At 42.0% G+C, this 24862-nt stretch carries 21 protein-coding genes; 9 read left to right on the top strand and 12 right to left on the bottom strand.

From position 1 onward, the window contains the following. Window positions 1–100: 100 nt before the first annotated feature. The 4 genes from CWD77_RS08255 to CWD77_RS08240 all read left to right on the top strand — a co-directional run bounded on the left by CWD77_RS08255 (window position 101) and on the right by CWD77_RS08240 (window position 5756). Window positions 101–2821 carry a UPF0182 family membrane protein gene (locus CWD77_RS08255; protein ID WP_101073094.1) on the top strand — a complete coding sequence of 907 codons (2721 nt, stop codon included), beginning with the start codon at window positions 101–103 and terminating at the stop codon, window positions 2819–2821. A 75-nt stretch (window positions 2822–2896) separates the two neighbouring features. Next, window positions 2897–4144 (top strand): beta-ketoacyl-ACP synthase II, encoded by a 1248-nt coding sequence (fabF, locus tag CWD77_RS08250; protein WP_101073093.1) that lies wholly within the window; start codon window positions 2897–2899, stop codon window positions 4142–4144. 160 nt (window positions 4145–4304) lie between these two features. Further along, complete coding sequence (locus CWD77_RS08245; RefSeq protein WP_101073092.1) at window positions 4305–4592, top strand: sll1863 family stress response protein; 288 nt, start codon at window positions 4305–4307, stop codon at window positions 4590–4592. Window positions 4593–4661: 69 nt separating this feature from the next. After that, complete coding sequence (locus CWD77_RS08240) at window positions 4662–5756, top strand: site-2 protease family protein (RefSeq protein WP_101073091.1); 1095 nt, start codon at window positions 4662–4664, stop codon at window positions 5754–5756. 9 nt (window positions 5757–5765) lie between these two features. Here the strand turns inward: CWD77_RS08240 and mscL are convergent, their stop codons facing one another. Together mscL and CWD77_RS08230 are read right to left on the bottom strand one after the other, a co-directional pair. After that, window positions 5766–6167: a large-conductance mechanosensitive channel protein MscL gene (gene mscL / locus CWD77_RS08235; protein WP_101073090.1), complete on the bottom strand. Its 402-nt coding sequence runs from the start codon at window positions 6165–6167 to the stop codon at window positions 5766–5768. Between the two features lie 190 nt (window positions 6168–6357). Further along, window positions 6358–7407, bottom strand: coding sequence for an ABC transporter ATP-binding protein (locus CWD77_RS08230; RefSeq protein ID WP_101073089.1), 1050 nt, complete (start codon window positions 7405–7407; stop codon window positions 6358–6360). Between the two features lie 210 nt (window positions 7408–7617). Between CWD77_RS08230 and CWD77_RS08225 the strand changes: the two genes are divergently transcribed. After that, entirely contained in the window at window positions 7618–8103 is a 486-nt protein-coding gene (locus CWD77_RS08225) for an SPOR domain-containing protein (protein ID WP_101073088.1), read from the top strand. A 74-nt stretch (window positions 8104–8177) separates the two neighbouring features. On the opposite strand, the gene CWD77_RS08220 is transcribed toward CWD77_RS08225, so the two are convergent. Further along, window positions 8178–8714, bottom strand: coding sequence for an outer membrane protein (locus tag CWD77_RS08220; RefSeq protein ID WP_101073087.1), 537 nt, complete (start codon window positions 8712–8714; stop codon window positions 8178–8180). 398 nt (window positions 8715–9112) lie between these two features. Here CWD77_RS08220 and CWD77_RS08215 point away from each other — a divergent pair, with 398 nt between their 5' ends. Genes CWD77_RS08215 through CWD77_RS08205 form a run of 3 tightly spaced genes read left to right on the top strand, consistent with a single transcriptional unit; the run spans window position 9113 to window position 11631 of the window. Then, window positions 9113–9466, top strand: a complete 354-nt coding sequence (locus CWD77_RS08215; protein ID WP_101073086.1) for an STAS domain-containing protein — start codon at window positions 9113–9115, stop codon at window positions 9464–9466. Between the two features lie 6 nt (window positions 9467–9472). Further along, a complete protein-coding gene (locus tag CWD77_RS08210; protein ID WP_240596740.1) occupies window positions 9473–9895 on the top strand; it encodes an ATP-binding protein in 423 nt (140 codons plus the stop codon). A gap of 11 nt (window positions 9896–9906) precedes the next feature. Next, window positions 9907–11631: a SpoIIE family protein phosphatase gene (locus CWD77_RS08205; protein WP_101073423.1), complete on the top strand. Its 1725-nt coding sequence runs from the start codon at window positions 9907–9909 to the stop codon at window positions 11629–11631. Here CWD77_RS08205 and CWD77_RS08200 read toward each other — a convergent pair. From CWD77_RS08200 to CWD77_RS08170, 7 genes are all read right to left on the bottom strand, one after another. After that, on the bottom strand, window positions 11624–13165 hold the full coding sequence (locus CWD77_RS08200; RefSeq protein ID WP_101073084.1) for an MltF family protein: 1542 nt from the start codon (window positions 13163–13165) through the stop codon (window positions 11624–11626). The genes CWD77_RS08205 and CWD77_RS08200 overlap by 8 nt on opposite strands. A 313-nt stretch (window positions 13166–13478) precedes the next feature. Continuing rightward, window positions 13479–14393 carry a DMT family transporter gene (locus CWD77_RS08195; protein WP_240596739.1) on the bottom strand — a complete coding sequence of 305 codons (915 nt, stop codon included), beginning with the start codon at window positions 14391–14393 and terminating at the stop codon, window positions 13479–13481. Window positions 14394–14398: 5 nt separating this feature from the next. Then, the gene (locus CWD77_RS08190; RefSeq protein ID WP_101073083.1) at window positions 14399–14806 is read right to left on the bottom strand and encodes a DUF4293 family protein; all 408 of its coding nucleotides are present in this window, start codon (window positions 14804–14806) and stop codon (window positions 14399–14401) included. A gap of 110 nt (window positions 14807–14916) precedes the next feature. Continuing rightward, window positions 14917–18699: an efflux RND transporter permease subunit gene (locus CWD77_RS08185; protein ID WP_101073082.1), complete on the bottom strand. Its 3783-nt coding sequence runs from the start codon at window positions 18697–18699 to the stop codon at window positions 14917–14919. Between the two features lie 43 nt (window positions 18700–18742). Further along, window positions 18743–19861 (bottom strand): efflux RND transporter periplasmic adaptor subunit, encoded by a 1119-nt coding sequence (locus tag CWD77_RS08180; protein WP_165779113.1) that lies wholly within the window; start codon window positions 19859–19861, stop codon window positions 18743–18745. Between the two features lie 17 nt (window positions 19862–19878). Beyond that, window positions 19879–21471, bottom strand: a complete 1593-nt coding sequence (locus tag CWD77_RS08175) for a TolC family protein (RefSeq protein WP_101073080.1) — start codon at window positions 21469–21471, stop codon at window positions 19879–19881. A gap of 89 nt (window positions 21472–21560) precedes the next feature. Further along, entirely contained in the window at window positions 21561–22214 is a 654-nt protein-coding gene (locus CWD77_RS08170) for a TetR/AcrR family transcriptional regulator (protein ID WP_101073079.1), read from the bottom strand. A 125-nt stretch (window positions 22215–22339) separates the two neighbouring features. On the opposite strand from CWD77_RS08170, the gene CWD77_RS08165 reads away from it, so the two are divergent. Next, window positions 22340–23239, top strand: coding sequence for a DMT family transporter (locus CWD77_RS08165; RefSeq protein ID WP_101073078.1), 900 nt, complete (start codon window positions 22340–22342; stop codon window positions 23237–23239). On the opposite strand, the gene CWD77_RS08160 is transcribed toward CWD77_RS08165, so the two are convergent. Continuing rightward, window positions 23234–24190 (bottom strand): aspartate carbamoyltransferase catalytic subunit, encoded by a 957-nt coding sequence (locus CWD77_RS08160; RefSeq protein ID WP_240596738.1) that lies wholly within the window; start codon window positions 24188–24190, stop codon window positions 23234–23236. The two genes, CWD77_RS08165 and CWD77_RS08160, sit on opposite strands and share 6 nt — an antisense overlap. Beyond that, on the bottom strand, window positions 24183–24770 hold the full coding sequence (gene pyrR / locus CWD77_RS08155) for a bifunctional pyr operon transcriptional regulator/uracil phosphoribosyltransferase PyrR (RefSeq protein WP_240596737.1): 588 nt from the start codon (window positions 24768–24770) through the stop codon (window positions 24183–24185). Before pyrR ends, CWD77_RS08160 begins: the two co-directional genes overlap by 8 nt. Between the last annotated feature and the right edge of the window lie 92 nt (window positions 24771–24862).

The raw sequence follows: 24862 nt of genomic DNA, 5'->3' as shown, positions 1-24862 counted from the left end.
ATATACTGAGCTCTCTTTAGTTTGAATAGAATTCGAGCTTGAAGCCGTAAATTCGTATTTTTACTCTGAAATTATCAACGGCCGACCTTAATACTCTTATATGAATTTACGCGTACTTCGCATAATCGCTTTCATTGCGATACCACTATTCATCCTTACACTCTCATCCAGTTACATTTTCGAATGGCTTTGGTTGAGTGAAGTGGGTTATTCCCAAATCTTCTGGACACTGAGGGGTACTCAGGTTGTATTAACCCTATTGGCATTTATCATTGCCTCACTCTTCTTTATTCCAAACTTTCGATTTTTAGCTGAGCAACTAAAAAATGCAAATTTAAGTGGATCACCACTTCAAGGCTCAAATATTGACCTTAACACCGATTTTGCCAGTAAACGGATAAAACAGTTTTTTACGCTTGGCGGATTGATAATGGCTGTTATTTTTGCACTCAGTTTTTATATCCGCTGGGATGAATCTCTTCGATTTATAAGCAGCGTCCCTTTTGGAGAAGTTGATCCTATGTTTGGACGGGACATCAGTTTTTTCATGTTTGAACTTCCGTTCTGGGATCTGGCTCAATCATCCTTTACTTCTATAGTCTTCATTACACTCATCATCATTACCATGGCCTATATTTTTACAGGCTTGTTGATGGTGCGATCATTCACAGATTTTAATGCCGGCAAGAAAGTTCTCAACCATATTAAGATTAACGTGGTTGCCTGGCTTGGACTTGTAGCATGGGGACTCTACCTGGATCGTTACAATCTCGTATACAAAGCAGATGGAATTGTATTTGGCGCGGGCTACACGGATGTAATGTACCAGCTGCCTGCCATTTGGATCATGTTTGTACTGACAATTGCCCTAGCTCTTTTAATTCTGGTCAGTCGCTGGGTCAATACAAGCAAAGCCATACCCGGTCTTGCAGTCCTCACTGTGGTTGTTTTGATTCTCGGGCGTGCGGCTCTCCCCGGAATGGTTCAGAAGTTCAATGTTGAACCCAATGAACTGGAGTTAGAATCGCCCTATTTGGAGCGTAATATAGAAATGACCCGCCTGGCCTATAATCTCCACAATGTTCAGGAAGTGGAGTATCAGGCAAATGACACACTTACGGTTTCCGACATTACAAATAATCGCGACGCCATTGACAATATTCGTCTCTGGGATTCTCGTCTGCTGATAAATACCTACAAACAGCTGCAGGAGATCCGTTCATATTACGAGTTCTATTCAGTCGATAACGATCGATACACGGTAGATGGTGATGTAACCCAGATGATGCTTTCTGCCCGCGAAATTGCCAGAACGCTTCCCAGTCAATCCGATACTTGGGTGAATCGCCATCTTCAATACACCCACGGTTATGGACTGGTTATGAGTCCGGTTACTGAAACAAACAGTCAAGGTGAACCCAGATTAAGTATTCGAAATCTTCCTCCATCTTGGGATAGCGACGATTTGAAAGTGGACAATCCGGCTATCTATTATGGTGAAAACAGTTCGGGTTACTATGTAGTAAACTCCGGTATTGAAGAGCTCCATTACCCGGATGGTGATGCTAATGTGTACACTCATTACAGTGGAAATGGAGGAATTCAAATCAGTGATTTTTTCAGAAAACTATTGTTTGCCTGGGAACTGGGGGATATAAATATTCTGCTCACCGATTATATCACCGAAGATAGCCGGCTTCAAATTTGGAGAAGCGTTCAGGAAAGAATTCGTAAAATTACACCCTTTTTAGAATTGGACAGGGATCCCTATCTGGTACTGAATGATGGCAGGCTCTACTGGGTTCAGGATGCCTACACAACATCCTCACATTTTCCATATTCTCAGCGATATCGCAACAGTTTCAACTACATCAGGAACTCAGTTAAGATTGTAGTGGATGCTTATGAGGGAACTGTCGATTACTATATTGTGGACGAAAATGATCCGGTTCTGGAAGTTTATGACTCCATCTTCCCCGGTGTTTTCAAATCGCTGGATGAACTGCCGGAAGGGATAGAAAATCAATTCAGATATCCTCAGGATCTTTTCGAAATTCAGATCGAAACATTTTCGAGATACCACATGACCACACCTCAGGTTTTTTACAACCAGGAAGATTTGTGGACTCGGCCAAACGAAAAATATGGTGGCCGTCAAATGCTGATGGATCCCTATTATGTACTGGCCAGACTCCCGGGTGAAAATGAACTGGAGTTTATGCTTATCAGTCCGCTAACGCCTGAAAACAGAGATAATATGATTTCGTGGATGACGGCAAAATCTGATCCCGGAAATTATGGAGATCTGATTGTTTATAAACTGCCAAAAGAGCGATTGATCTATGGGCCTGCTCAGATTGAGGCTCGAATTGATCAGGACCCCGAAATTTCCCGCCAAATTGCACTTTGGGATCAAAGAGGCTCAAGCGTAATTCGTGGAAACCTGATGGTAATACCCATTGAAAACTCATTCCTTTACGTAGAGCCCGTGTTTCTGATTGCCGAAGGAGTTGATATTCCGCAATTACAACGAGTTATTGTTGCTATAGGAGATGCAATTTCCATGCAGCCAACTCTCGACGAAGCACTTTTTGACCTCTTCGGAGACGAAGCCGCACCAATTATTGCAACATCACCATTAGTAAATCAAGATAATCTGCCGGAAACCGCTCTCACTGAAGAGACTGCTATTAACAGGCAGGCACTTGATGAAATACGTTCCATATGGAATGATTTAAAAGAAGCTCTTGAAAATGGAGATTGGAACCGATATGGTGAATTGCTTGGCGAACTGGAAGATAAAATCAACGATCTGCAGTAAATAAAGACCGAAACTTTGAAGGGTATTTGCTCTTCAAGCAAAGAAATTATAATAACGTAAATCAAAAACAACACAATGAACGATACACGAGTTGTGATTACGGGCCTTGGAGCCCTCACCCCATTGGGAAATACCGTTGCCGATTACTGGGAAAATGCTGTAAATGGCAAAAGTGGGGCTGCACCCATCACCAAATTTAACCCGGAAAAATTTCCAACTCACTTCGCTTGCGAAGTAAAGGGTTTCGACCCGAAAAGCCGCCTCGACAGAAACGAGATTAAACGCTCCGATCTGTTTACACAATACGGGCTATACGCTTCAGCTGAAGCAATAGAAGATTCCGGACTAGACCTCGATAAAGAGTCACCATTTGACATGGGTGTCATCTGGGGTACCGGCCAGGGAGGCATGGGAACGTTTGAAGACGAGATGAAAAACTATGTCAAAAATGATTTTAATCCGCGTTTCAGTCCGTTCTTTGTACCTCGCCTGATTCCAAACATGGCTTCCGGATTGATCTCCATGAAGTTTGGTTTAATGGGGCCTAACTACACCACGATATCGGCTTGCGCAAGCTCAAACACAGCCATTATGGATGCTTTCAACTACATTAAGTTGGGCAAGGCCAAAGCATTTGTTGCCGGCGGATCAGAGGCCCCAATTACCGAGGCGACCATTGGCGGATTTACAGCCATGAAAGCGATGAGTACTCGAAACGACTCTCCCGAAACCGCATCCCGTCCATTCGATCCCGAACGCGATGGATTTGTAATGGGTGAAGGTGCATGCGCATTAATATTAGAAGAGTATGAACATGCCAAAGCGCGGGGAGCAAATATCTATGCTGAAGTATGTGGTGCGGCAATGACGGCAGATGCCTATCACCTTACGGCAACGCACCCTGAAGGACTCGGTGCACTGCGTGGGATGAGGCTTGCCATGGAAGAAGCCGGAGTGAATCCCGAAGATGTGGACTATATCAATACTCACACCACGTCAACTCCGGTTGGTGATATCAGTGAAACCAAAGCCGTTTCCAAACTGTATGAAAATAGCAGTTCCCGACCGGTAATCAGTGCCACAAAATCGATGACCGGTCACCTTCTTGGCGCTGCAGGTGCCGCAGAGGCTGTACTTTCAGTTCTAGCTGTTAAGAATGATGTTATTCCTCCAACCATCAACACCAAGACAATTGACCCCGAAATTCCGAAAAACATCGATATTGTTTTAGGGGATGCACGGGAGACAAAAGTGGATGTATCCATGAGCAATAATTTCGGCTTTGGCGGTCACAACGCGATTGCCATGTTCAAAAAAGTGTAATTCTTTACACCTTTTTAAAGTTCTGGTTTAAAGGATATCTGTCATCGGCAGATATTCTTTTTTTATGTTCACCCTAATAGAGTGGGGGGGAACGTAATTTCCTCAATAGATTGTTATCCAATTACATAGAGTGTAGTGAAAAATCAAATAAGAGGAAGCCATGGAAAAGAAAGAAGCGTATAGGAAAAAATTTGAAGCAAAATTGGATGAATGGAAAGCCGAGGTTGATAAACTGAAGGCCAAAGCTAAGCAAAAGCAGGTGGACGCTGAAACAGACTATAAAGATGAGATAGAAACCATTCGAGAAAAACGTGAAGAGCTGAAGGGGAAACTCAAAAAATTGGAAGAAGCCGGTGAAGAAGCTTGGGAAGATTTAAAACAAGGTATTGAAAAATCGAGTAGCGAGTTGAAAAACTCGGTGGATAGAGCAATCAAAAAATTCTCCTGACTCTTTTTAAATTCAAGCTGTCTTTCCATATTGGGAGGACAGCTTTTTTTATATATAAACCACATTTAAATGAGCGCTTCATTACAACTTGGTAGATTTGCAGGAATTAAGGTTCAGATTCACTGGACATTCTGGCTTCTCTTCCTTTTTATCGGGTTTATGGTTCTTTCCAATGATGGATCATACGCAGATCTCTTCTGGAATTTTGCCTTTATCACCGCACTTTTCATTTGTGTTGTACTCCACGAATTTGGTCACGCACTGGCTGCTAGACGATACGGTGTTGGAACCCGAAACATCACCCTGTTCCCCATCGGTGGCGTTGCCAATTTGAAGGATATGCCCGAAAATCCTAAAGAAGAATTTATTATTGCCATTGCCGGACCTTTGGTGAATGTTGTCATTGCTCTTTTACTTTGGATGGTGGTTCCACTTGATCAATTTTTAGTTGATGATCCGGAAATGCTGGAAGAGCAGTTAGTCAGTATCAATGCACAAAATTTTCTTTTCTACCTGTTTGCCATCAATGTGGCGCTCGTTGCATTTAATATGATACCTGCATTTCCCATGGATGGTGGACGTGTTTTCAGAGCAATTCTTGCAACCCGAATGAGCCGGGTTCAGGCTACAAAGGCTGCAACCGCACTGGGTAAATTTTTAGCACTGCTCTTTTTTCTTTTTGGGCTGTTTTCAAACATTATCCTTGCCGTTATAGCTGTTTTCATCTACTTCGGAGCTCACTCAGAAAATATCATGATTCAGCAGATAAGCCTGCTGGAGGGAAATGACATAGAAGATGCCATGATTACTGATTTTACTATACTAAAACCTGACGATACACTTCAAGTTGCCATTGATCGAATTCTTTCCAGTACAGAGCAGGATTTTATCGTTCAGGAAAATGATAATGTGGTAGGCATTCTTTTTATGTCTGATCTTGCACAAGCCGTTCGAGAGAAGGGAAAACAGACTGTGGTTTCTGAAGTTATGGAACAGAACATCATTACGCTGAATGCCGGCGATCCGCTTCCATCAGCCTACCGTGAGTTCAAACGCGGTAATAAGAACTTTTTCCCGGTCATGGATAATGGAGAAATCGTAGGCGTTTTGGATATGAATAATATCAACGAATTTCTGACATTCCGTGCCGCCCACGATTATTAATTTTGCTTTCTACTTCTCTTTTAGCAAATCCCGTATTTCAGTCAGTAACTTCTCTTCTGCTGAAGGTGCAGGCGGTGGAGTAGGTTTAACCTCTTCTTTCCTTTTCATTCTCTCAAAGGCTTGGATCACCATAAAGATAGCAAATGCAATGATTGTGAAATCAACGATATTTTGAATAAACGACCCGTAGTTGATAGTAACTGCAGCCGCATCGCCCGTTGCCCTTTTTAGCGTTAATACAAACTCCGTAAAGTCTATACCGCCCAGAAGCAATCCGATGGGTGGCATTAATACATCATTTACGAAAGAGGTTACAATCCTCCCGAATGCCGCACCGATAACAACTGCAACTGCAAGATCCAGTACATTGCCACGCATGGCAAATGATTTAAAATCCTTCAATAGTCTCATTTTAGATCAGGGTTAGTTAATGTTTAAAAACAGATATTCTAAACAATATATCTATCAATTACTGACATATCCTACAACTTAAAGCTTATTTGGCAGTCGTAATCAAATATTTATTACCCGAGAAGATTTATCTTAGAATAGTTACCGGAACGAGTGCAGAGATGGTAGCCGAAATAAATAAGAAGAGTAATTAAGCACCTGTAAGAACAACAGCAGGCTCCAATGGTTTTACCATCACCTCTTCGTTGGTCTCAAAAACCACCCTATTGTCGGTGTGTACAATATATCGTTCCCCACCACACTCCACATGATAGGTAATGTCATGACCTTTAAACTCTCTTGATATTACTATGCCTCTTTTACACCTGTTTAGAGAAGTATTACTCCCATTTGGACGCTCTATGGTAAGATGCTCCGGACGAATTGAACAAGTTACACGTCCTTTTGCCCGGCAATTCAACTGTAAACACCCTAAATTTGTATCAATGCAATCTGTATCGTCTACGTCTCCCTCAAATAAATTTGTCCGACCTAAAAATTGTGCTACAAATTTTGTTTTCGGCTTATAATAGACCTCTTCAGGAGTTCCGATCTGTTCAATTTTACCGTCATTCATTACGGCAATCCGATCAGCAAAAGAAAGAGCCTCTTCCTGATCGTGAGTCACCAGAATTGCGCTCATTCCGGCTTTTTTGATGATTGACCTGACCTCTTTCCGGGTAGATTCACGCAACATTGCATCCAGGTTTGAAAATGGTTCATCCAAAAGAACGAGCTTCGGTTCCGGGGCAATTGCTCTGGCTAGCGCCACTCGTTGCTGCTGCCCGCCAGACAGTTCTGCCGGGCTCCGGTGTTTATAGTCACCCATTCCCGTGCGACACAAAACCTCTTCGGCAAATACTTTTCGTTTAAACTTCGGCAGGCTGGTTAAACCAAATGCTACATTATCAAGAGCAGACATGTGTGGAAAAAGGGCATAGTCCTGAAATACAAAACCAATCCCTCTCTTTTGGGGAGATACGTGGACACTATTTGATGAAATCTCTTTCCCTTCAAGTGCAATAGAGCCTTTGTCTGATCTCTCAAATCCTGAAATCATTCTCAATGTAGTTGTTTTACCACAACCACTGGGACCAAGCAGAGCAAAAATTTCATTTTCGCCAACAGAAAATGAAACATCATTTACGACAGGATTCCCCTTTTCGAATGATTTTTCAATATTTTTTACTTCTAATAGCATAATCGAACCTCTCCAAGAGATCAAAAAAGGCTTTTTATAACCTTATTTAAATTCAGTCTATTTAAATTAAGCATTTTTCCTGAGCCATTAAAGAGTATTTCATCAGAAAATTTTCGTCTTGTTGTTAAAGACCACATAAAGAATTAAGTTTTTAATACTGTTGGTTCTACAAATAACTACATAAGGCGATTACAAACTTTCTATATCATTATGAAAACAATATTAACATTTTTGGGTACAGCCATTTTTGCAATCACACTCATTGCGGGGTGTGGTCCAAGTGAAGAGGAGTTGCAGCAACAGCAACTGGAACGTCAACAAGCTGAAAGAGATTCACTTGAGCGGGTCTATGAAGCTCAAATGGAGCAGATGGTTCAAGATAGCATAGCACAGGTGCGTCAGGACAGCATTGCAGAGGCAGAACGGCAAAATCAATTTGAATTCAGCGACAGTGGAAATTTTGCTGTTCAGGTTCAATCATGGAGATCTAAGGAAAAAGCAGATCAGGAATTAAGTGAGTGGAAAGACAGAGGCTTCGATAATGCTTTTGTTGTACAGTATGGAGATGAAGAAACCGGTGATGTTTGGTACCGGGTACGAATTGGTAGGGTTGAGACCGAGGATATGGCAAAAAATCTACAGGATAAGCTGGCTGATGAGTACGATGCGCAATCCTGGATTTCCAGACTTAATTAGTTATTCAGATTTAAAAAGGCTCCCAAATCAGGGAGCCTTTTTTATATCTCGTTTTAGATCATTTTACCGATTGTTCAGAATCGAAGCGAAACACCAAGAGCCAGCCGGCTTACATTATCAAAGTTTATTTGATCTGAACCGGAAATGTTGGAAATTCTGTACTCCACAAACGGACTGATCATTGGCAATAACGCTAACTCAATTCCGCCAAATCCATTCCAAAACAGATTTGTTTCGTCAAAATTAGTCTGACCTTCAAAACTGTAGTTTTCAGAACCGACACCAAGACCAATATACGGCTTGATTAGGGCCAATTTGGCTCCGGCAGTGAGTGCCAAACCGAAATCGTAGGCTTCAACATCACCGCTAAAATTCTGATCGTCTCTCGTTACTACAGCGTCATCATTAAAAAAGCTGAAGTGAGCTCTCATATTGAAGTCTACAACCGGTACCATTGAAAGGATACTTCTTTCAACTCGTAAGCCAAATCCATTTGTTGGATCCTCATTTCTTGTTTCGTAACTGGCACCGATTGACCACTGTGCACTTACCTGTTCAGTAAATGCAAATAGAAAACCGATACTTAAAATTGCAAATAATAGCTTTTTCATAATCGATAGGTTTATGGGGTTTGTTGTTGATATAGCATTTAATTATTCCACTCTCAATAATTAACAAGAAATTGAAGTCTATGTTTCGAGCAGACAAATAATACTCAAAACTTATGCACATATCATCACTCTAACAAACTGTAAAAATTGGTTTTTCACTACTTTACACGATTATTTATAGGCAAAATCAATTATAGTTGTGCTTTTTCGTTCATTTTTGCTAATATTCTTATGCGCTCAAGTAGCGTCTCTCTTGATGAATAGTCAGGGCATCACACCGGATACGTGTGATGCCTTATTTTTTGTAACCTATCTTTTATTTTTTCGTATTCATTGTTTGTACAACCCCACCTAACTTCTATCTTTGAGGAACCCATTAACATGAAATCAACATTGAGATGAAGAATTTTAAAATTAACCACCGGGAATCTTCGGGATTAGACGTGTTGGATCTTCATGGAGAGTTGGATGCACACACCGCTTCTCAACTGGAGGAATCTCTAAAACTCCTCATAAACAGTAACAAATCGAATATCATTGTCAATTGCAGTGAACTCGACTACATCGCAAGTGCCGGGCTTGGAGTATTTATGGCCTATATTGAGGATGTGAGATCCAGCGGCGGAGACATCAAACTGACTAACATGAACGAACGGGTCTACAATGTTTTTGACCTGCTCGGCTTTCCTACTCTCTATGATATTCTCGAGGACGAACAAGACGCTGTTGAACGATTTTCAAACGAAAATTAATCGCTGTTGAATAAAACGGCCACATATCGAATTACAGTAAATGCATCTACAGAAAACCTTTCCGAGGTGCGCGACTTTATTGCATTACATGCAAAAAAGCAGGGATTCTCAAGGAAAGAGGTGTCTGATTTACAGCTTGCCGTAGATGAAGCCTATACAAATATTATTAAACACGCCTATAAAAATAGTAATAACGAGAATGTAGAAATTAATCTTTCTTTCGATCCCGATAAACTTTGCATCAGTCTGTTTGATAGCGGAAATAGCTTCAAACCGGAAAGTTATGATTTGCCCGATATTCGCAAAAAAATGAAAGAGAGAAAACGCGGGGGTATGGGTGTTTACCTGATACACCAGTTAATGGACAGCGTATCCTATCACGCTCAGCCTGACAAGAATGAAATCCGACTTTGCAAAAAAAGAACGTAAAAACCGCACTCATGTCTCAATCCAATAAAGAGCTCCAAAACCGGTTTGAAATGAAGACGGTGCTCGAAACCAGCAGAATGCTCATTGAGTCGCGCAGCAGTGATTTCGTACTCAATAATCTGCTGCTTATCATAATGGGCAAGCTGTTGTCCGCCAAAGCCGCTGTTCTTTTTTATGATCCAATCAAAAAAATTTACAAAATTGAAAAAGCGAAAGGGCTAAAGAATATTTCCGAAGGTGACCAGGTTAAAATTAGCCTTAAAGAGTCTCAAAAAAACTGTTCTCATATTACATATAATGACTTTTCAGATCAGCTGCCAAAACTAGCTGAAAATATGGAAAACAGTATTTTTTTCCCTCTTCGAACCAGCAATCAGCACATCGGGTTTCTTTTTATTGGCCCCAAAGCCACACAAAAACCATTTGCACCTCATGAGCTTGAATTTGCTGAAAGCCTCTGTATTATCTCGTCAGTTGCTCTATCCAACTCACTCCTCTTTGATGAACTTAAGAATACGAACCGTAAGCTGGACCGACGAATTCATGAATTAAACACGCTCTTTGATCTATCAAAAGAGTTTAATTTACTGACTGACCGAGAGAAAATTTCCAGCATTTTTAAATTTGCCCTCCTGGGTCAGTTATTCATCAGAACTTTTTTCCTGGTTTATAAAACCCCGGATAAAAACACCCTGCTTGCATCGAGCGGTATTAAGAAGAGTTTTGATCAGCAGGAAATTGATACACTATTCGAACTATGCCCCACCGAGGTGAAGGCTGTTGATGATCACTGCTACGATAAAGTTGAATCTCTCGAGACCAACCAGATCACAAACATCATCGGGATTTCCATTCAAGGTGAAAAAGTTGCTGTAATTGGAGTCGGTGAACGACTCAACAAAGAGACTTATACAGAAACAGATTTCAATTTTCTAAAGTCTCTTTCAAACCTGGCAGTGGTTTCCATTCAAAAAACATTCTTACTCGAAGAGCGTATCGACAAAGAGAGAATGGAAGAGGAACTGTCTATTGCAAAATCTATCCAGCGAGGCTTACTCCCCGACCCGATTCCAACAATTAAAGGGGTTGATCTTGCAGCACAAACCATTTCATCCCGGGAGGTAGGAGGAGACTATTTTGACATTGCCGAAACACCTGATGGAAGCACAATCTTTGCGATTGGAGATGTAACCGGGAAAGGGGTTCCTGCGGCCATGTTAATGGCAAACCTTCAATCCATGTTACACGTTCTGTTACCTGTCGATATCGGGTTGAATGAAGCAACAGAACGAATTAACGATCTTATCTTTAAAAATACGCCGAGTGATAAATTCATTACATTTTTCTGGGCCAAGTATTTTAAAGATTCCAACGTATTCAGATATGTAAATGCCGGACACAATCCACCCATTCTTCTTCGAGATAAATCTGATCAGATAGAAGAGCTCACAGAGGGTGGGCTTTTATTGGGAGCAATGGAAACCATCTCTCCGTATGATCAAACCGACATCCAATTATACAGTGGAGATATGATTGTATGCTATACAGATGGTGTAAACGAAGCCATGAATCAACATCAGGAAGAGTTTGGAGAAGAGCGGCTTTACGAGTTAATCCTAAACAACAGACATCTTTCATCTCAGGATTTAATGAACAAAATTTTATCTGATGTTCGTGAATTCGCTAAAAACAAGCTGGGTGATGATCTGACCCTATTGATACTAAAAATTAATTAGACAATCCCGTACTGATCATCGCATTGGATATGCTGCCTCTTTGTTGATTTTCTGCCAGAGCAATAATGGCCTCATACGTTCTGTATCGGTTCATTATCTCCTTCACATACTGCACCGGTTCAATACCCCTGGCAAACCCATAACGAGCCTCTTGATAGTACCTGCGCTGCATCAACATCAGCAGAGCACCTGACACATTTTCCCACTCATTGGGATTTTTATTCTGGTCAATCACCAAACGACGTGCATCGGCCATGTGCCCCTGACCAACATTATACGTAGCTAAAGCCATCTGCCATTGATTGGTACTGTCCATATAGGAGTAATGACTCAAATGCTCTTTAATAATTCGTGCACCCTCTTTAATATTTGTAACCGGATCATAGAGCTGCTCGTATTCCGTTTCTACAAATCTTGGAATAACCTGCATCAAACCTACTGCTCCGGCCCAGCTTTTGCTGTTCGGATTAAAACTTGATTCCTGAGCAATCATAGCTGTCAGCATCAACCAATCCAAATTCAGGGAATCCGCAACTGATTTTACGATATCGTCATAAGGCGAAATTATTCCTATGGTTTGGTACTGCCATTCCGGATTGTAAAACTCCGCAATTTGTCTACTCTCTTCGAAATATCTTTTTCTGAGTATATTCAAAAAGGTAGATCTTCTTGGATTTTCGCGGTCATCAGTAAATCTAAAATGTTTGTACAGAAATCGATTCATTGTTGATTCCAAGTCGGGAGCATTTTGACGGATCGCCCACGCAATTGTGTCTCGTTCAGCAATTTTTGGCCCCGGGAAGAGTCCATCCATATAACGATTGGCTGCATCAAACATATTATCGTCGGCTACAGTGGCCATCAACTCACCTTCGCCAACCTGCATTAAAGCAGCTTCCGTATCAATGGCATCGGGCATAATATTTATATCAATTTCATACCCTTCGTCTATCAAATCCTGGAGTCTGGAAAAATAAGAACTGTTCCGTCTTACGGACACAGAAATTCCTGATCCTGAAAGTTCTTCCAATGTTTGGGGTTGCTCAGGCGCCTGTGATGAAAATACCAACATCTGGTCCACCAAGTTATAAGGACGTGTAAAACGTACAATATCGCGTCGTTCCGGCGTAATGGTGTAGTTTGCCGCAATCAAATCTCCTTGCCCACTGTTTAACAGGTCGAATGGATTCTCGTCAGCACCTACTATCACCACTTCAAGCGCCAGGTCATTCTCTCTTGCGAACTCTTTTACCAGTTCATACTCAAATCCAACTTCAATTCCCTGATTTAAGAAATATGTATTGGAACTGTAGTAGGTAATCATTCGCAATACACCGCTCTCTTTTATCTCTGCTAAATCGCGTTGAACGGGTTCGAGGACAGAAACAGGCAGTGATGCTTCATCTTCTACCTCCTCATTTTCAACATTCTCTTCTACACTGCAAGAAACAGCAAATAGAAAAGAGGTCAGAAATAAAGAAAGCAGGAGATATACTCTGCCTTTCACTAAATTTTCATGTAAGATTGCCTTCATTAAGTACAGGTTCGTTCCTGTTGAGAAATAGCAAGTTATTATTATCTCTTAAATATTAACTTTGCCACCGAAATTCGTCTGAATAACGAAACTTAAACTAAAATCGTTTGTTATCATCAATTTCAAATACCGTAAACCCTTGATATAATTGACTATATATGCTTTTAGATATACTCTAATCACAGTTCATTCTTTTATTACAAGGGCAAATTACCTGATTTTTTTAAGAGGAACAAAAGAACGGCTTATCGTTAGGATTATTTAAAAAGTGTAAGGTTGACATACCAATATTTATCAGTTGTTTATGCATTCTTTACGTTGGACGACTCATTCTTTTCATCCAGGTAAGAGTCACCCCAAAAACAATAATCAGCATCGCAACGATAGAAAAGCCTGACGGAACCTCACCAAAAATAAAAAAGGCCGCAATTGCTGCAACCACTGCTTCAGACAAAACCAATGTAGATAACAGTGTTGGGGAGATGTACTTTACAGCGTAATTCATAGCTCCATGACCCAAAATTGTTGGGCCAATCGCCAAACCTAAACCTACCAAAATAGAGATGGTTGTTATTGCCGGTATTCCACCCACCCAAAGCACTGTTAAAATAACACAGGTGATGGCGGCATAAGTATAAACGTAAAACACATAGTCGATCCACTCAGTGTGCTGTCTGATCTTACGACCCAGCATAAAATACACCACAAAAATTACAGCAGATGAAAAGGCCAGCGTATTACCAAGAACTGCCTGTGGAAACTGGTTCATTTGTGTATCGTCTGCCAAACCGAGCAAAACAGATCCGGAAAAGGCGATCACTACCCCAAGCCAAACTATCGGCCTGAATTTTGATTTAAAAAATACACTTTCAGCAACGATCAACATTACAGGATGGATGGTTACCAACACTGAGGCTGACGCAACAGAAGTATAGTGGAGCGAAGCGATCCAAAGAGTGAAATGGAGCCCCAGACTAATTCCCGCTGCAACTAAAAGATAATTCTTTACTCCCAAACCCTTCAGTTTTTGCAAAGACATCCGTTTTGGCAGCCAGAATGGAAGTAATAACAGTGCGGAAAAACCTGTGCGCATTGCTGCAAGCGCCAGAGGCTCAACATCCGTAGCAAAACGAACCATGATAGGAGCAAACCCAAATGTAAGAAGGCCTGCAAAGAGCAGTAAAACTACCTTCGTGATGGGAACATCATTCTGTGGTGAATTACTCAAATAATTTACCGTATACGGTCCATAGATTGAACAAGCTCTTCATCCTTTTTAATCAAACGGCCGGCTTGCCATAAAGATGCTAACGAGAAGATTACAATTCCTGAACTGAGGACTTCTTTCCAGAGGAACTTGCCAAAGCCCCCTAATGAGAACAGAGTACCTATAGCAAAACCCAATGCTACAATCTGTAAATAAGTGGCGATTTTCACCCATTTCAATTGATTCGATCTGTTTTTGTACAGAAAAATTGAAATTAAGGCAATGAGCATTGGCAACGTTAAAGAGAGTGCCATTCCTATCCCAAACCAAGCTGCGGGGTCATTAACTGCATGACTGTAAATCGGAGTAAAGAAAACAGCGAGGTTAAGAATTGCTGTCAGTATCAGAAATATAGTTTGAGGTCTTTGAATCACGGTAAACTTTTTTTCTTCTTTGTTTTGATCAAAAATAAGAATATTCAGCCAGATCTCATTTATTAAATATGATCCGGCCGAAAGATCTGATTTCTCAGAATAAATCCGTTTTAGGATTTCAAGGCACCCAATCTTTGAGCCAGGGAGTCAAATGCAGAATATAGAACCGGCACTACTATCAGTGTCAGAAATGTTGCGAATGTCAACCCGCTGATAATCGCAATTCCCATGGGCCCCCAGAAACCTGTGCTTTCTGACCCAAATTGGAAATTAGGATCAAAGTTCACAAAAAGGTTCACAAAATCGATATTTATTCCAAAAGTAAGAGGTACCAGACCAAGTATAGTGGTCAGTGCAGTTAAAATTACCGGTCTGAATCGAATTAATCCCGCTTCAATAATTGCGTTCTTTTTCTGTAAACCCTGCTCAGTTAACTGTTTTACATAGTCGAGGAGCACAATATTATTTACACAGACAATACCGGCCAGTGAAATAATTCCAATAAATGTCATCAGTCCAAATGGTGTTCGGGTAAGAATTAACCCCAGCAACACACCTATCAAACTAAGCCCTACTGCAACCATAATTATAAACGGTGACACAACACTGTTAAACTTGGTAAGCATCACCAAAAATATCAATGCAAACCCTACCATCAGAGCTGTGGTCAAAAAGCCGAAGGCCTCTTCCTGCTCTTCATTTTCACCGGTATATTCCATTGAGTATCCTGACGGCAGATCGGCCCTGTAATCGCTCAGAAGTTCCTGAGCATTGGCGAGTACTTCCGGTCCACTGAATCCGGGCGCTGCCTGTCCCTCGATGGTTGCAGTTCTTTGTAGGTTCAATCGGGTGATAGACCCCAAACCGGTACCTTCTTCAAAACTTGCAACGGAAACAAGAGGCATCGAAGCTCCCATTTGTGTTACGATATTGAGATTTCTTAGACTCTCAAGATCCTGCCGATCTTCAGGTCTCAATCTGACCATGATATCATATTCATCTTCCCCATCCCTCCATTTGCTGGTTTCCAATCCATTATTGGCTATCCGAATGGTTTGAGCTATATCTGACATACTTAAACCAAGCCGGCTCGCCTTTTCATAATCGACCAGAATTCGGTATTCGGGAGTTCCTCCACTTACATTATTTCGAACATCGACAAGACCCGGAACAGATTGTGATACAGAAGCATCAATCAGAATTTGAGTAACCTCTTCTGTGATGCGAACTATCTCGTCAAAGTTTTCACCGGAAACTTCAATGTTTACCGGGGCACCGGTTGGTGGACCCTGCTCTTCACCCTCTATTTTCACAGCTATATCCGGTATATCCCGGATAATCTCGCGTAGTTTCGTAAGAGTATTTGCAGAGGGTTCGGCCCTATCCCCAAAATCTACAAGATTCATCGTGAGCCTTGAAAGCTCCGGGCTTTGACCGCCTCCACCAAAAAATGGATCACCAGAAACCCCAACATTGGTTTGAAGGTTCTCAATATTTGCTTTTACAAGAGGGTCTTCATCAATCAAATTATAGATCCTGTCCTGAACCTCTTTAGCAATTTCATCACTGGCTTCAACATTCATTCCTATAGGTCCTTCCAGTTCGATAATAATTCGACTCGGATCTGTTTCAGGGAAGAATTCAACTCCGGTAGGTGCAAGACTAAACATTCCAAAAATAGCAAGGAGCGCACCCATCACGGTGTTCAGAAGTAGCGATCGATTGTCTGTGAGGATCAATGGCTTGGAAGATTTTCTGAATAAACCAAATATCCCGATGACCACTAAAAGCAGGGGAACAGACATTAATACCAACCAGACATTTAAGCTAACGGAGCCTGAAATGGATACAAGCAGCAGTATAATTGCATTTAGGATCCCCAGCGAAATTCCGGATATAATTGAAATCTTTCCTCCGATAAATATTGCTTCTATGGAATGTATGATCACAAGAATAACACCCAGGGCACCAAAAATTCCGGCCAGTATGTAAAGAATAGTTGATGCCGGAGAAAAAATACCAATCACAGCACCCAGCACACCCAGCACTAAAGCAACAGTCAAACTGCTTAGAGAGAGTGAATTTCTCAGCAACGCATATTTTACTGTGTAGTCTCTTTTTAAAAAGGTCCGCAGCATTACTTTATAATACTTCAGTATTCTTGGAAATGTTCGCTCGTTGAAAACTTCAGAGACCGGCTTAATGATGTATTTAAAGGATCCGACAAAGAATAGTATTGTCAGTACAGTTACAACCAGTGTAGTAACATTCGCCATACCAATGGCCACTGCAATAAATATCGAGAAACCAATAGCTGCTCCTTTAAAATAGATCGACATCGGCTTCTTCTCTTCATCGTCCAGCCTTACCAGGTAAGCCGTGAGAACAGGATAAAGAACTAGTGCCACAAAGAGTGAGCAGAGCAACACAACGATCAACGTCATCGGTAAGTAACCCATAAACTGACCGATAATACCCGGCCAGAACGTCATTGGCACAAATGCGGCCAAAAGTGTTGCAGTCGCTGCAATCAGGGCGTAACCGACTTCATCTGTAGCAAGTTTGGCAGCCTCGAATCTTTCGTAGCCCAATTCTCTGTACCGATAAATATTTTCCACAACTACAATGGAGTTATCAACCAGCAAACCCAATGCAATAATTAAACTAAACAGAATGATAAAGTTGGCCGAGTAGCCCATGGCGTACAGCACTATAAAGCCAACTAAAATAGAAAGCGGTACAGCAGTCCCTACAAGCAAGGCATTTCGAACTCCCAGGAAAAAGACCAATACCAGTACAACAAAGAGCATACCACTGATGATGCTGTTTTCAAGGTCTGATATCAAATCCCTGACATTTTCACTCTGATCACCCGTTATTACCACATTGGTACCGGAAGGAACCGGGTAACCTTCAACAATTTCTACTACTTCTTCTACGGTATCAAGAATGTTCGCACCCGGACGCTTTTTAATATTTAAACTGATAACCTGATTATCCTGAATTTCAGATTCGTCCAGTTCAACCTTTTCCCCGTTCTCATCCATTTTGTAGGCTCTGAGACGCGCAAAGCTTTCTCTATCCTTGAAACCAAACACAACATCCGCAACATCGCGCATGTACACAAGACCGGCACTTTGCGATTGCTCTCCCATAGGACGTGCAATCACCAGATTCTCTATTTCGGAAGGATCTTCAAATTCACCGCTTACCCGAAGCAAGTAGCTCATCTTGTCCACATCCACCGTTCCACCCGGAATGGTCAGGTTTTGTGCCTGAATCGCATTTACAAGCTGACCAAAGCCAAGGCCATACCCATTCAGCTCCCCAAGGTCTACATTCACCTGCACTTCACGTTCAATTTCCCCAACCGTTTCAACTTCCCGAATTCCTGAACCAGCTTCTATCGCATCTTCCAGACGTTCGGCAACTTCAGTTAACCGAGATAACGGGTAGTCAGCCGCCAGGTTCACCGTCATAATTGGAAAATCGTCCAGATCAATTTCAACGATAAAAGGCTCTTCAGCATCCGGTGGAAGTTCTGTTCGGGCCAGATCAACCCGCTCCCTTACTCGCTGACTCGCTTCTGATAGCGGAACATCGAGATCGAATTCAACAACGATACTGCTGAAACTTTCCAACGTGTTTGACCGAATCTCTTTAACTCCATTTATCCCCTGGAGTTCTCGCTCAATCGGCTGTGTGATGAGTGATTCCATATCAGCGGGAGAAATTCCCGGATAAATTGTATTTACAATAAATATTGGAATCTCAATCGATGGGTTCGACTCTTTGGGAATTGAACTGTAACTGAAAGCCCCGGCTAAAATCAGTATCGCCGTAAGCACAACAATAACCGTTCTGTTCTTTAAAGTTAGGTTTGTTAATTTCATACGTTATTTGATATCAATCGAAATTTCTTTTGCTATATCTGATTTAGTAAGAGACGACCGGTCTGTCTGCCGATTTAAGTTTTTCTGCTCTCTCTATGCTGGTTTCGGTATTCAGAATATTTAATACATCGCCTTCACTTAAATTCCTTACACCGTTTACTACTAATTCATCTCCATCAGACAAACCATTTACAATTTGAATCAAAGCACCGCCTGCAGATCCGGTTTCAACATTTACCAACCTGGCCACTTTTTCCCCATCTTGTTCACTTGCAATGTAAACAGACTGTCCATCCTCGTTTCTTAATACGGCTGTTCGCGGAATGATGATTACATTTTCCAGAGTTTGCCGTTCCAATAAAAGGTCTACTACCATATCCGGTTTAATCAACTGTTCGGAATTTCTCATTTCCACTTCTATAGCATAAGTCCGGGTTTCCGGGTCCAACACATTACTCGCGTAGGTGACCGTACTTTCACGAGTCTCTCCGTTTAATCCTCCAAAATTCAGCTGTACCTTGGAACCCTCCGTAATTTCACCGGAGTATCTTTCCGGCACCCCGGATATAACTCGAATCAAATCTGTATTTACAAGTCTGACCACAGGCATACCCGGGTTGATCAATTCGCCTGTGCTGATAAACCGCTCTTCAATCCTGCCTGAAAAAGGAGCTTCTATTTTTGAATCTTGAAGCTGCTTTTCAACTTGGTTCAGTTGTGCTCTCGCCTGATCTCTCTGGGCTCTTGCACTGTTGTAGTCCTGTGTACTGATGATTGAATCTGCATGCAGTGACTCAAAGCGGTTGAAGGTGTCTTCAGCCAGTTCATAGCCTGTTTTTGCCGCTTCATATTGAGCCTGAATCAGTCTGTCGTCTATTTGGGCAATCACGCCACCTTTTTGAACTCTCTCTCCGCGATCTTTAATGGAAAGAATCCTGCCGGAAGTTTCAGAAGAGATCATAGCATCATCGATAGCTTCAACCGTCCCTGTTGTACGGACAAAATCATTAAAATTATCCGGTTCAATTATCACAGTTTCAACCGGCATCAATCTGGCGCCATCCGTCCCGTTTTGCTCTCCATTTTCTTCACCCTGATCACACGAAACCAACGTGAAAGCCAATAGAATTAAGCTTGAAATTTTTATTACTGTATTCATCATTTTGGTCATCAACATTTTTATTCAGCGTCTAATACCGGTTTACCGATAGATTTTTCGTATTGACTGAGTGCGATCAAATAATCGTACACAGCTGAGAGATAGTTAAGTTTACTTTGGTCTAAAAGAGATGAAGCCTGTCGTTCCTGCAATGCCGTACCGGCCCCTTCCTGTAATCTTCGAAGTGAAAATTCATAGTTCAGTTCTGCCTGCTCCAAATTTCGCTCCTGGCTTCTGATTCTTCTCAACGACGTTTCAAGATTCTTCATGGTTTGATCGATTTCCAGATAAACTGCATTCTGTTGAAATTCGCGATCAATTTCAGCCTTTTTGATATCAATCTTATTTTGCTGAACCTGCATTCGAGTCTGGAACCCGTTAAAGATCGACCAATTCATCCTCAAGCCTACTGAAACAGCTTCATTCCAATAGGAATCATCAAAAAACCCTCTGTCTGAAGTTGTAAACGTAAACTCCTGACCCTCAACCGGAGAGATCAAGGTTCGGTTAGATGGCACAGAGCCGATATATGCAAAGTTCGCGAATGCATTTACTGTTGGGAAGTATCTCGATTTTGTAACCTCACCTTCTATTGCTCTCAGTTCCAGCAGGTTTTCTGTCTGACTGATATCCGGACGCTGCTGCATTGCGATTTCATATGCGACATCCTTGTCCGCAACTTCAGGCTGCATAGACTCATCATACTCCAGCGCTCCTCTCAGATTAATCTCATTCTGTGTAGGTATTCCCAGCTGGAGTGCCAGATTCTTTGCAGCCAATTCCGCCTGATTTTCAGCTTCAATCAGATTGGTTTCCAGGTTCACCAATTCAACTTCCGCACTTACTCGATCGTATCTTGATAAAACTCCCGCTTCAACAGATCGCCTGGTTTCCTCTACTGTAACCCGCAGCCTTTCTACACTTGAGCGAAGAACTTCAACCTGCTCCTTGGCAAGCAGGGCAGAGTAGAAGGAGTTTTTCACCTCGTTTACTACCTGCTGTCTGTCGGCTTGAACCTGGTCCTGATTCAGCTCTCTGAATTGCTTAGCTGCTTTAATTGCAGAAAATGCGGCACCGTTATATACCGCCTGAGTGACCGAGAGACCAAATTCAAACTGATTTTCTACTGCAAATGGATTGCTTCCATCCGAACCCGGCGGGGCAATACCCGCATCTTCGTAACCCTGCCGCTGCCGGTCCAGATACTCATCAAAAGAGATAGGATTTGTATTGGGATCGCCATCCGTTCTGGCACTCTCATTAAATGCCAGCCAATCCACTGCCCCGAACGATTCAAATAATCCTCCCGCATCAGATCCGGCAAAAGGGTTTGGAGTTCTAAGGTTTCTGGTATAACTCCCGGAAGCATTTATTTGAGGATACACTGAACCCCATGCCTCTCGAATTTGTGCTTCAGCCCGGTCCAAATCCAACAGACCTTTTCTCAAAAGGTGATTATTTACCAGTGCAATTTGTATCGCTTCATCCAGTGTGATCGTAACTTCTTCACCCGATGTTAGCTCCGATACATCCTGCGCATCAGCATGATATGCCAAACCGGTTAATCCCCAAAGAATGGCTGCCCCCAAAATCTTTAGTTTAAATATCTTCATATGTCTATTCGACTGTCCTGTTTTCGCAAATTATTACCATTGTTCCTACGAGGTTAAAAGCCTCTTGTTACAAATTATTTGACCGCTGGTCAATTTTTTATTCCACTTCCGATTAGCGTGATAAAATTCTCTATTAATGATTCGAAACTAACCTCTACATCATCCAAAAATTTATGGTGCTGCTGCTTCTGTTTCATAAACGCCATATGCATCACTCCCTTCGAAGCTCCCCATATAATAATCCCTAACTCTTTCGGATCGATTGAATCTTTTATAGACCCATCCTGCATCCCTACCTGAAGAGCTCTGACAATAAAAGTCATGGCTTCTCTTGCATTATCCTCACACTTTTCAATCATAGGATTATCAGAGTACTTTTCCTGATCCAAAATACTCTCGTAGTAATTGAAGGCATTAAAATAAAGCGGATTCTCCCGGATAAAGTTCAGATACACCTGCCCAATTTTTTCAACCATTTGCAATCCGTTCAGGTCCTGAGTTAAAACTTTACCCATTTCCTGATTGAGCATGTTTGAACCACGTTCACAAATAGCCAGATAAATAGATACCTTGCTTTTAAAATGAAGGTATAATGTACCCTTTCCAAGCTCTGCCTTCTCGGCAATTTCTTCCATGGTAGCACTGTCAAATCCATGGGTATCGAAAAGATATTCGGCAGCATCAATGATTGCTTCGCGCCGCATTAACTTTTCACGTTCTTTTCGGGATAATTCTTTTATCATTTTGACTCTCAGTCATATTTTGAACAACGGTCATAAAACTATCGCATTTTTTGTTCCGTTCCAATCATTTTCAAAAATTTATTTCAATAAGAATATCTCTATCTTAAGCCCCAATACTTTTATTTATGGCTCAGCTCAAAAAAAACCTTCTTACAGATCTCTCCTTACTCTTTCTTGCAATTATCTGGGGGCTAAACTTCACGGTTATCAAGGCCAGCCTGGCTGAAATCGACCCCTACAGCTTTAATTCCATCCGTTTTGTATTAGCCGCACTGTTTATGTGGACGATTATTGCAAAGCGAAAATCGTGGTTCAAAATTGACAAGAAAGATTTGATTCCGCTTCTGATCCTGGGTTTGGTCGGTAATCTTTTTTACCAGTGGCTTTTTATCATCGGCATTAATTTAACACTGGCCGCCAATGCAGCTGTGATGCTGGGTACCATTCCTATCTGGGTTGCCATCAGTTCACATCTGTTCTCCCTTGAAATGCTCAACCGCCTGAAGACGATTGGAGTATTTCTGGCCTTTACCGGAGTAGCTATTATCATCTTTTTTGGCAAAAACCCGATATCATTCGGTTCCGATAATTTTATTGGTGACCTGACTATTGTATTCGCCGCCGTTGTTTGGGCACTCTATACGATTTTTTCTAAAAAGCACCTCACACGATACACTCCCCTTCAATACTCGGCCATGATGACTTCCATCGGAGCTGTCTCCCTTACGGCCTTAGCCATCCCACATTTTGGTGACACAGAATGGAGTTCCGTTTCCTATGCCGCATTTGGAGGTGCCTTTTTCAGCGGACTTTTAGCCATTGGCCTAGCATACCTTATCTGGAATAATGGCATTAAAGTGGTTGGTGCCGTACGCTCATCAACCTATCAAAACCTGGTGCCTGTTATTGGCTTGGTGTCCGGTATTGTGCTTTTAGGTGAGAGCCTGGAACTCCTTCAATACATTGGTGCTGCCATCGTCATTGCAGGAATCTTAATAACCCGCCACGGCGGACGTATATCATGACATCCGGCTTCCGCCACTCAACAGGTAGAGGATCGCCATCCGTACGGCGACACCATTTGTAACCTGATTTAGGATTACAGCCCGGTCACTATCTGCTACCAGACTTTCCATCTCCACACCGCGATTGATCGGTCCGGGATGCATTACCATAAAATCGGGGTATTTCTCCAGGTGACTCATTTTTATACCGAATGTCTCATGGTACTCACGCAGGCTCGGAAAGAGATCTGTTCCACCGGTTATTCGCTCCATCTGAATTCGAAGTGCCATAGCAATATCACACCAGGCGAGTGTCTCATCGATATTGTAAGATATGCTTGCCCCTAAAGTTTCTACAAAAACAGGCATTAAAGATTTTGGTCCGCAAACCACAACTTCAGCTCCCAGCTTTTTCAACCCGACAATATTGGATCTTACTACACGACTGTGGGATATATCTCCAATTATTGCCACTTTTTTGCCCTTTAAATCGGAGTGGATTTGCTTCATTGTGAACATATCAAGCAGAGCCTGAGTCGGATGTTCATGAGCTCCATCCCCGGCGTTGATGATCGCTGCATCCACACAACGGGTTAAAAAGTGAGGCACTCCGGGACTTTCATGCCGGCTCACCACCATGTCAATCTTCATTGAGCTGATATTCCGGATAGTATCCTTCAGGGATTCTCCTTTTTTAGCACTGGATGTGCCTGCAGAAAAATTCACCACGTCAGCACCCATTCTTTTTTGGGCCAGCTCAAATGAGAGCCGCGTCCGGGTACTGTTCTCATAGAATAGATTCACAATTGTTTTATCTCGAAGAGTAGGGACTTTAGGTACCGGACGATCCAACACTTCCCGAAATGTTTTCGCCTGCTCCAAAACATAATGAATATCCTCAGCACTGTAGTCGGCCAGTCCCAGCAGGTGCTTCTGTTTGAACTTATAATCTGTTTGATCCATGTTACTCATCACCACCTCCCATTACCACGTACACAGCATCTTCACCATCAAGTTCATTTACTTTTACCCGCACTTCTTCATCAGCATGAGTTGGGACCGTCATCCCCACGTAATCAGCAGAAACCGGCAGCTCTCTGTGCCCGCGATCTACCATACAACAAAACCGGATACTTCTGGGACGACCGTAAGCCATCAGCGCATCCATTGCCGACCTCACCGTTCGCCCGGTATAGAGCACATCGTCCACTAAAATGACATCCCGATTATAGAGATCAAAAGGAATTTCCGTCACTTTCACTTCAGGCATTTTCAATTTCGACCGGAAATCATCTCTATAAAATGTAACATCGAGCACACCAAAATCCGGTTTGGCACCTGTTTCATTTTGTATGATCTGCATAATTCGCTTCCCCATATAAACTCCTCGGGTTTGCATGCCAATTATTGCTGGATGAGCGGGGTCTTCGTACGGTTCAAGGAACTGGTGAGCAAAGCGCAAATAGGTACGCTTCACATCCTCTTCCGTCATAATCTTTGCTTGTTCCAAAAAAGTTACCTCAATGGGATTTTTGTTTTCAAAATTAGTCAAAGTGAAATTGGTTTACAATTTAGAATTCCGGTCAAATCATTCTCCGAAATTTGGTTTAACAATCCTTACCTTTAGAGCTTTCAGAAATACGA

The sequence above is a fragment of the Rhodohalobacter barkolensis genome, assembly GCF_002834295.1.
Taxonomy (GTDB): Bacteria; Bacteroidota; Rhodothermia; order Balneolales; family Balneolaceae; genus Rhodohalobacter; species Rhodohalobacter barkolensis.
This window is presented reverse-complemented; position numbering and strand designations above follow the sequence as displayed.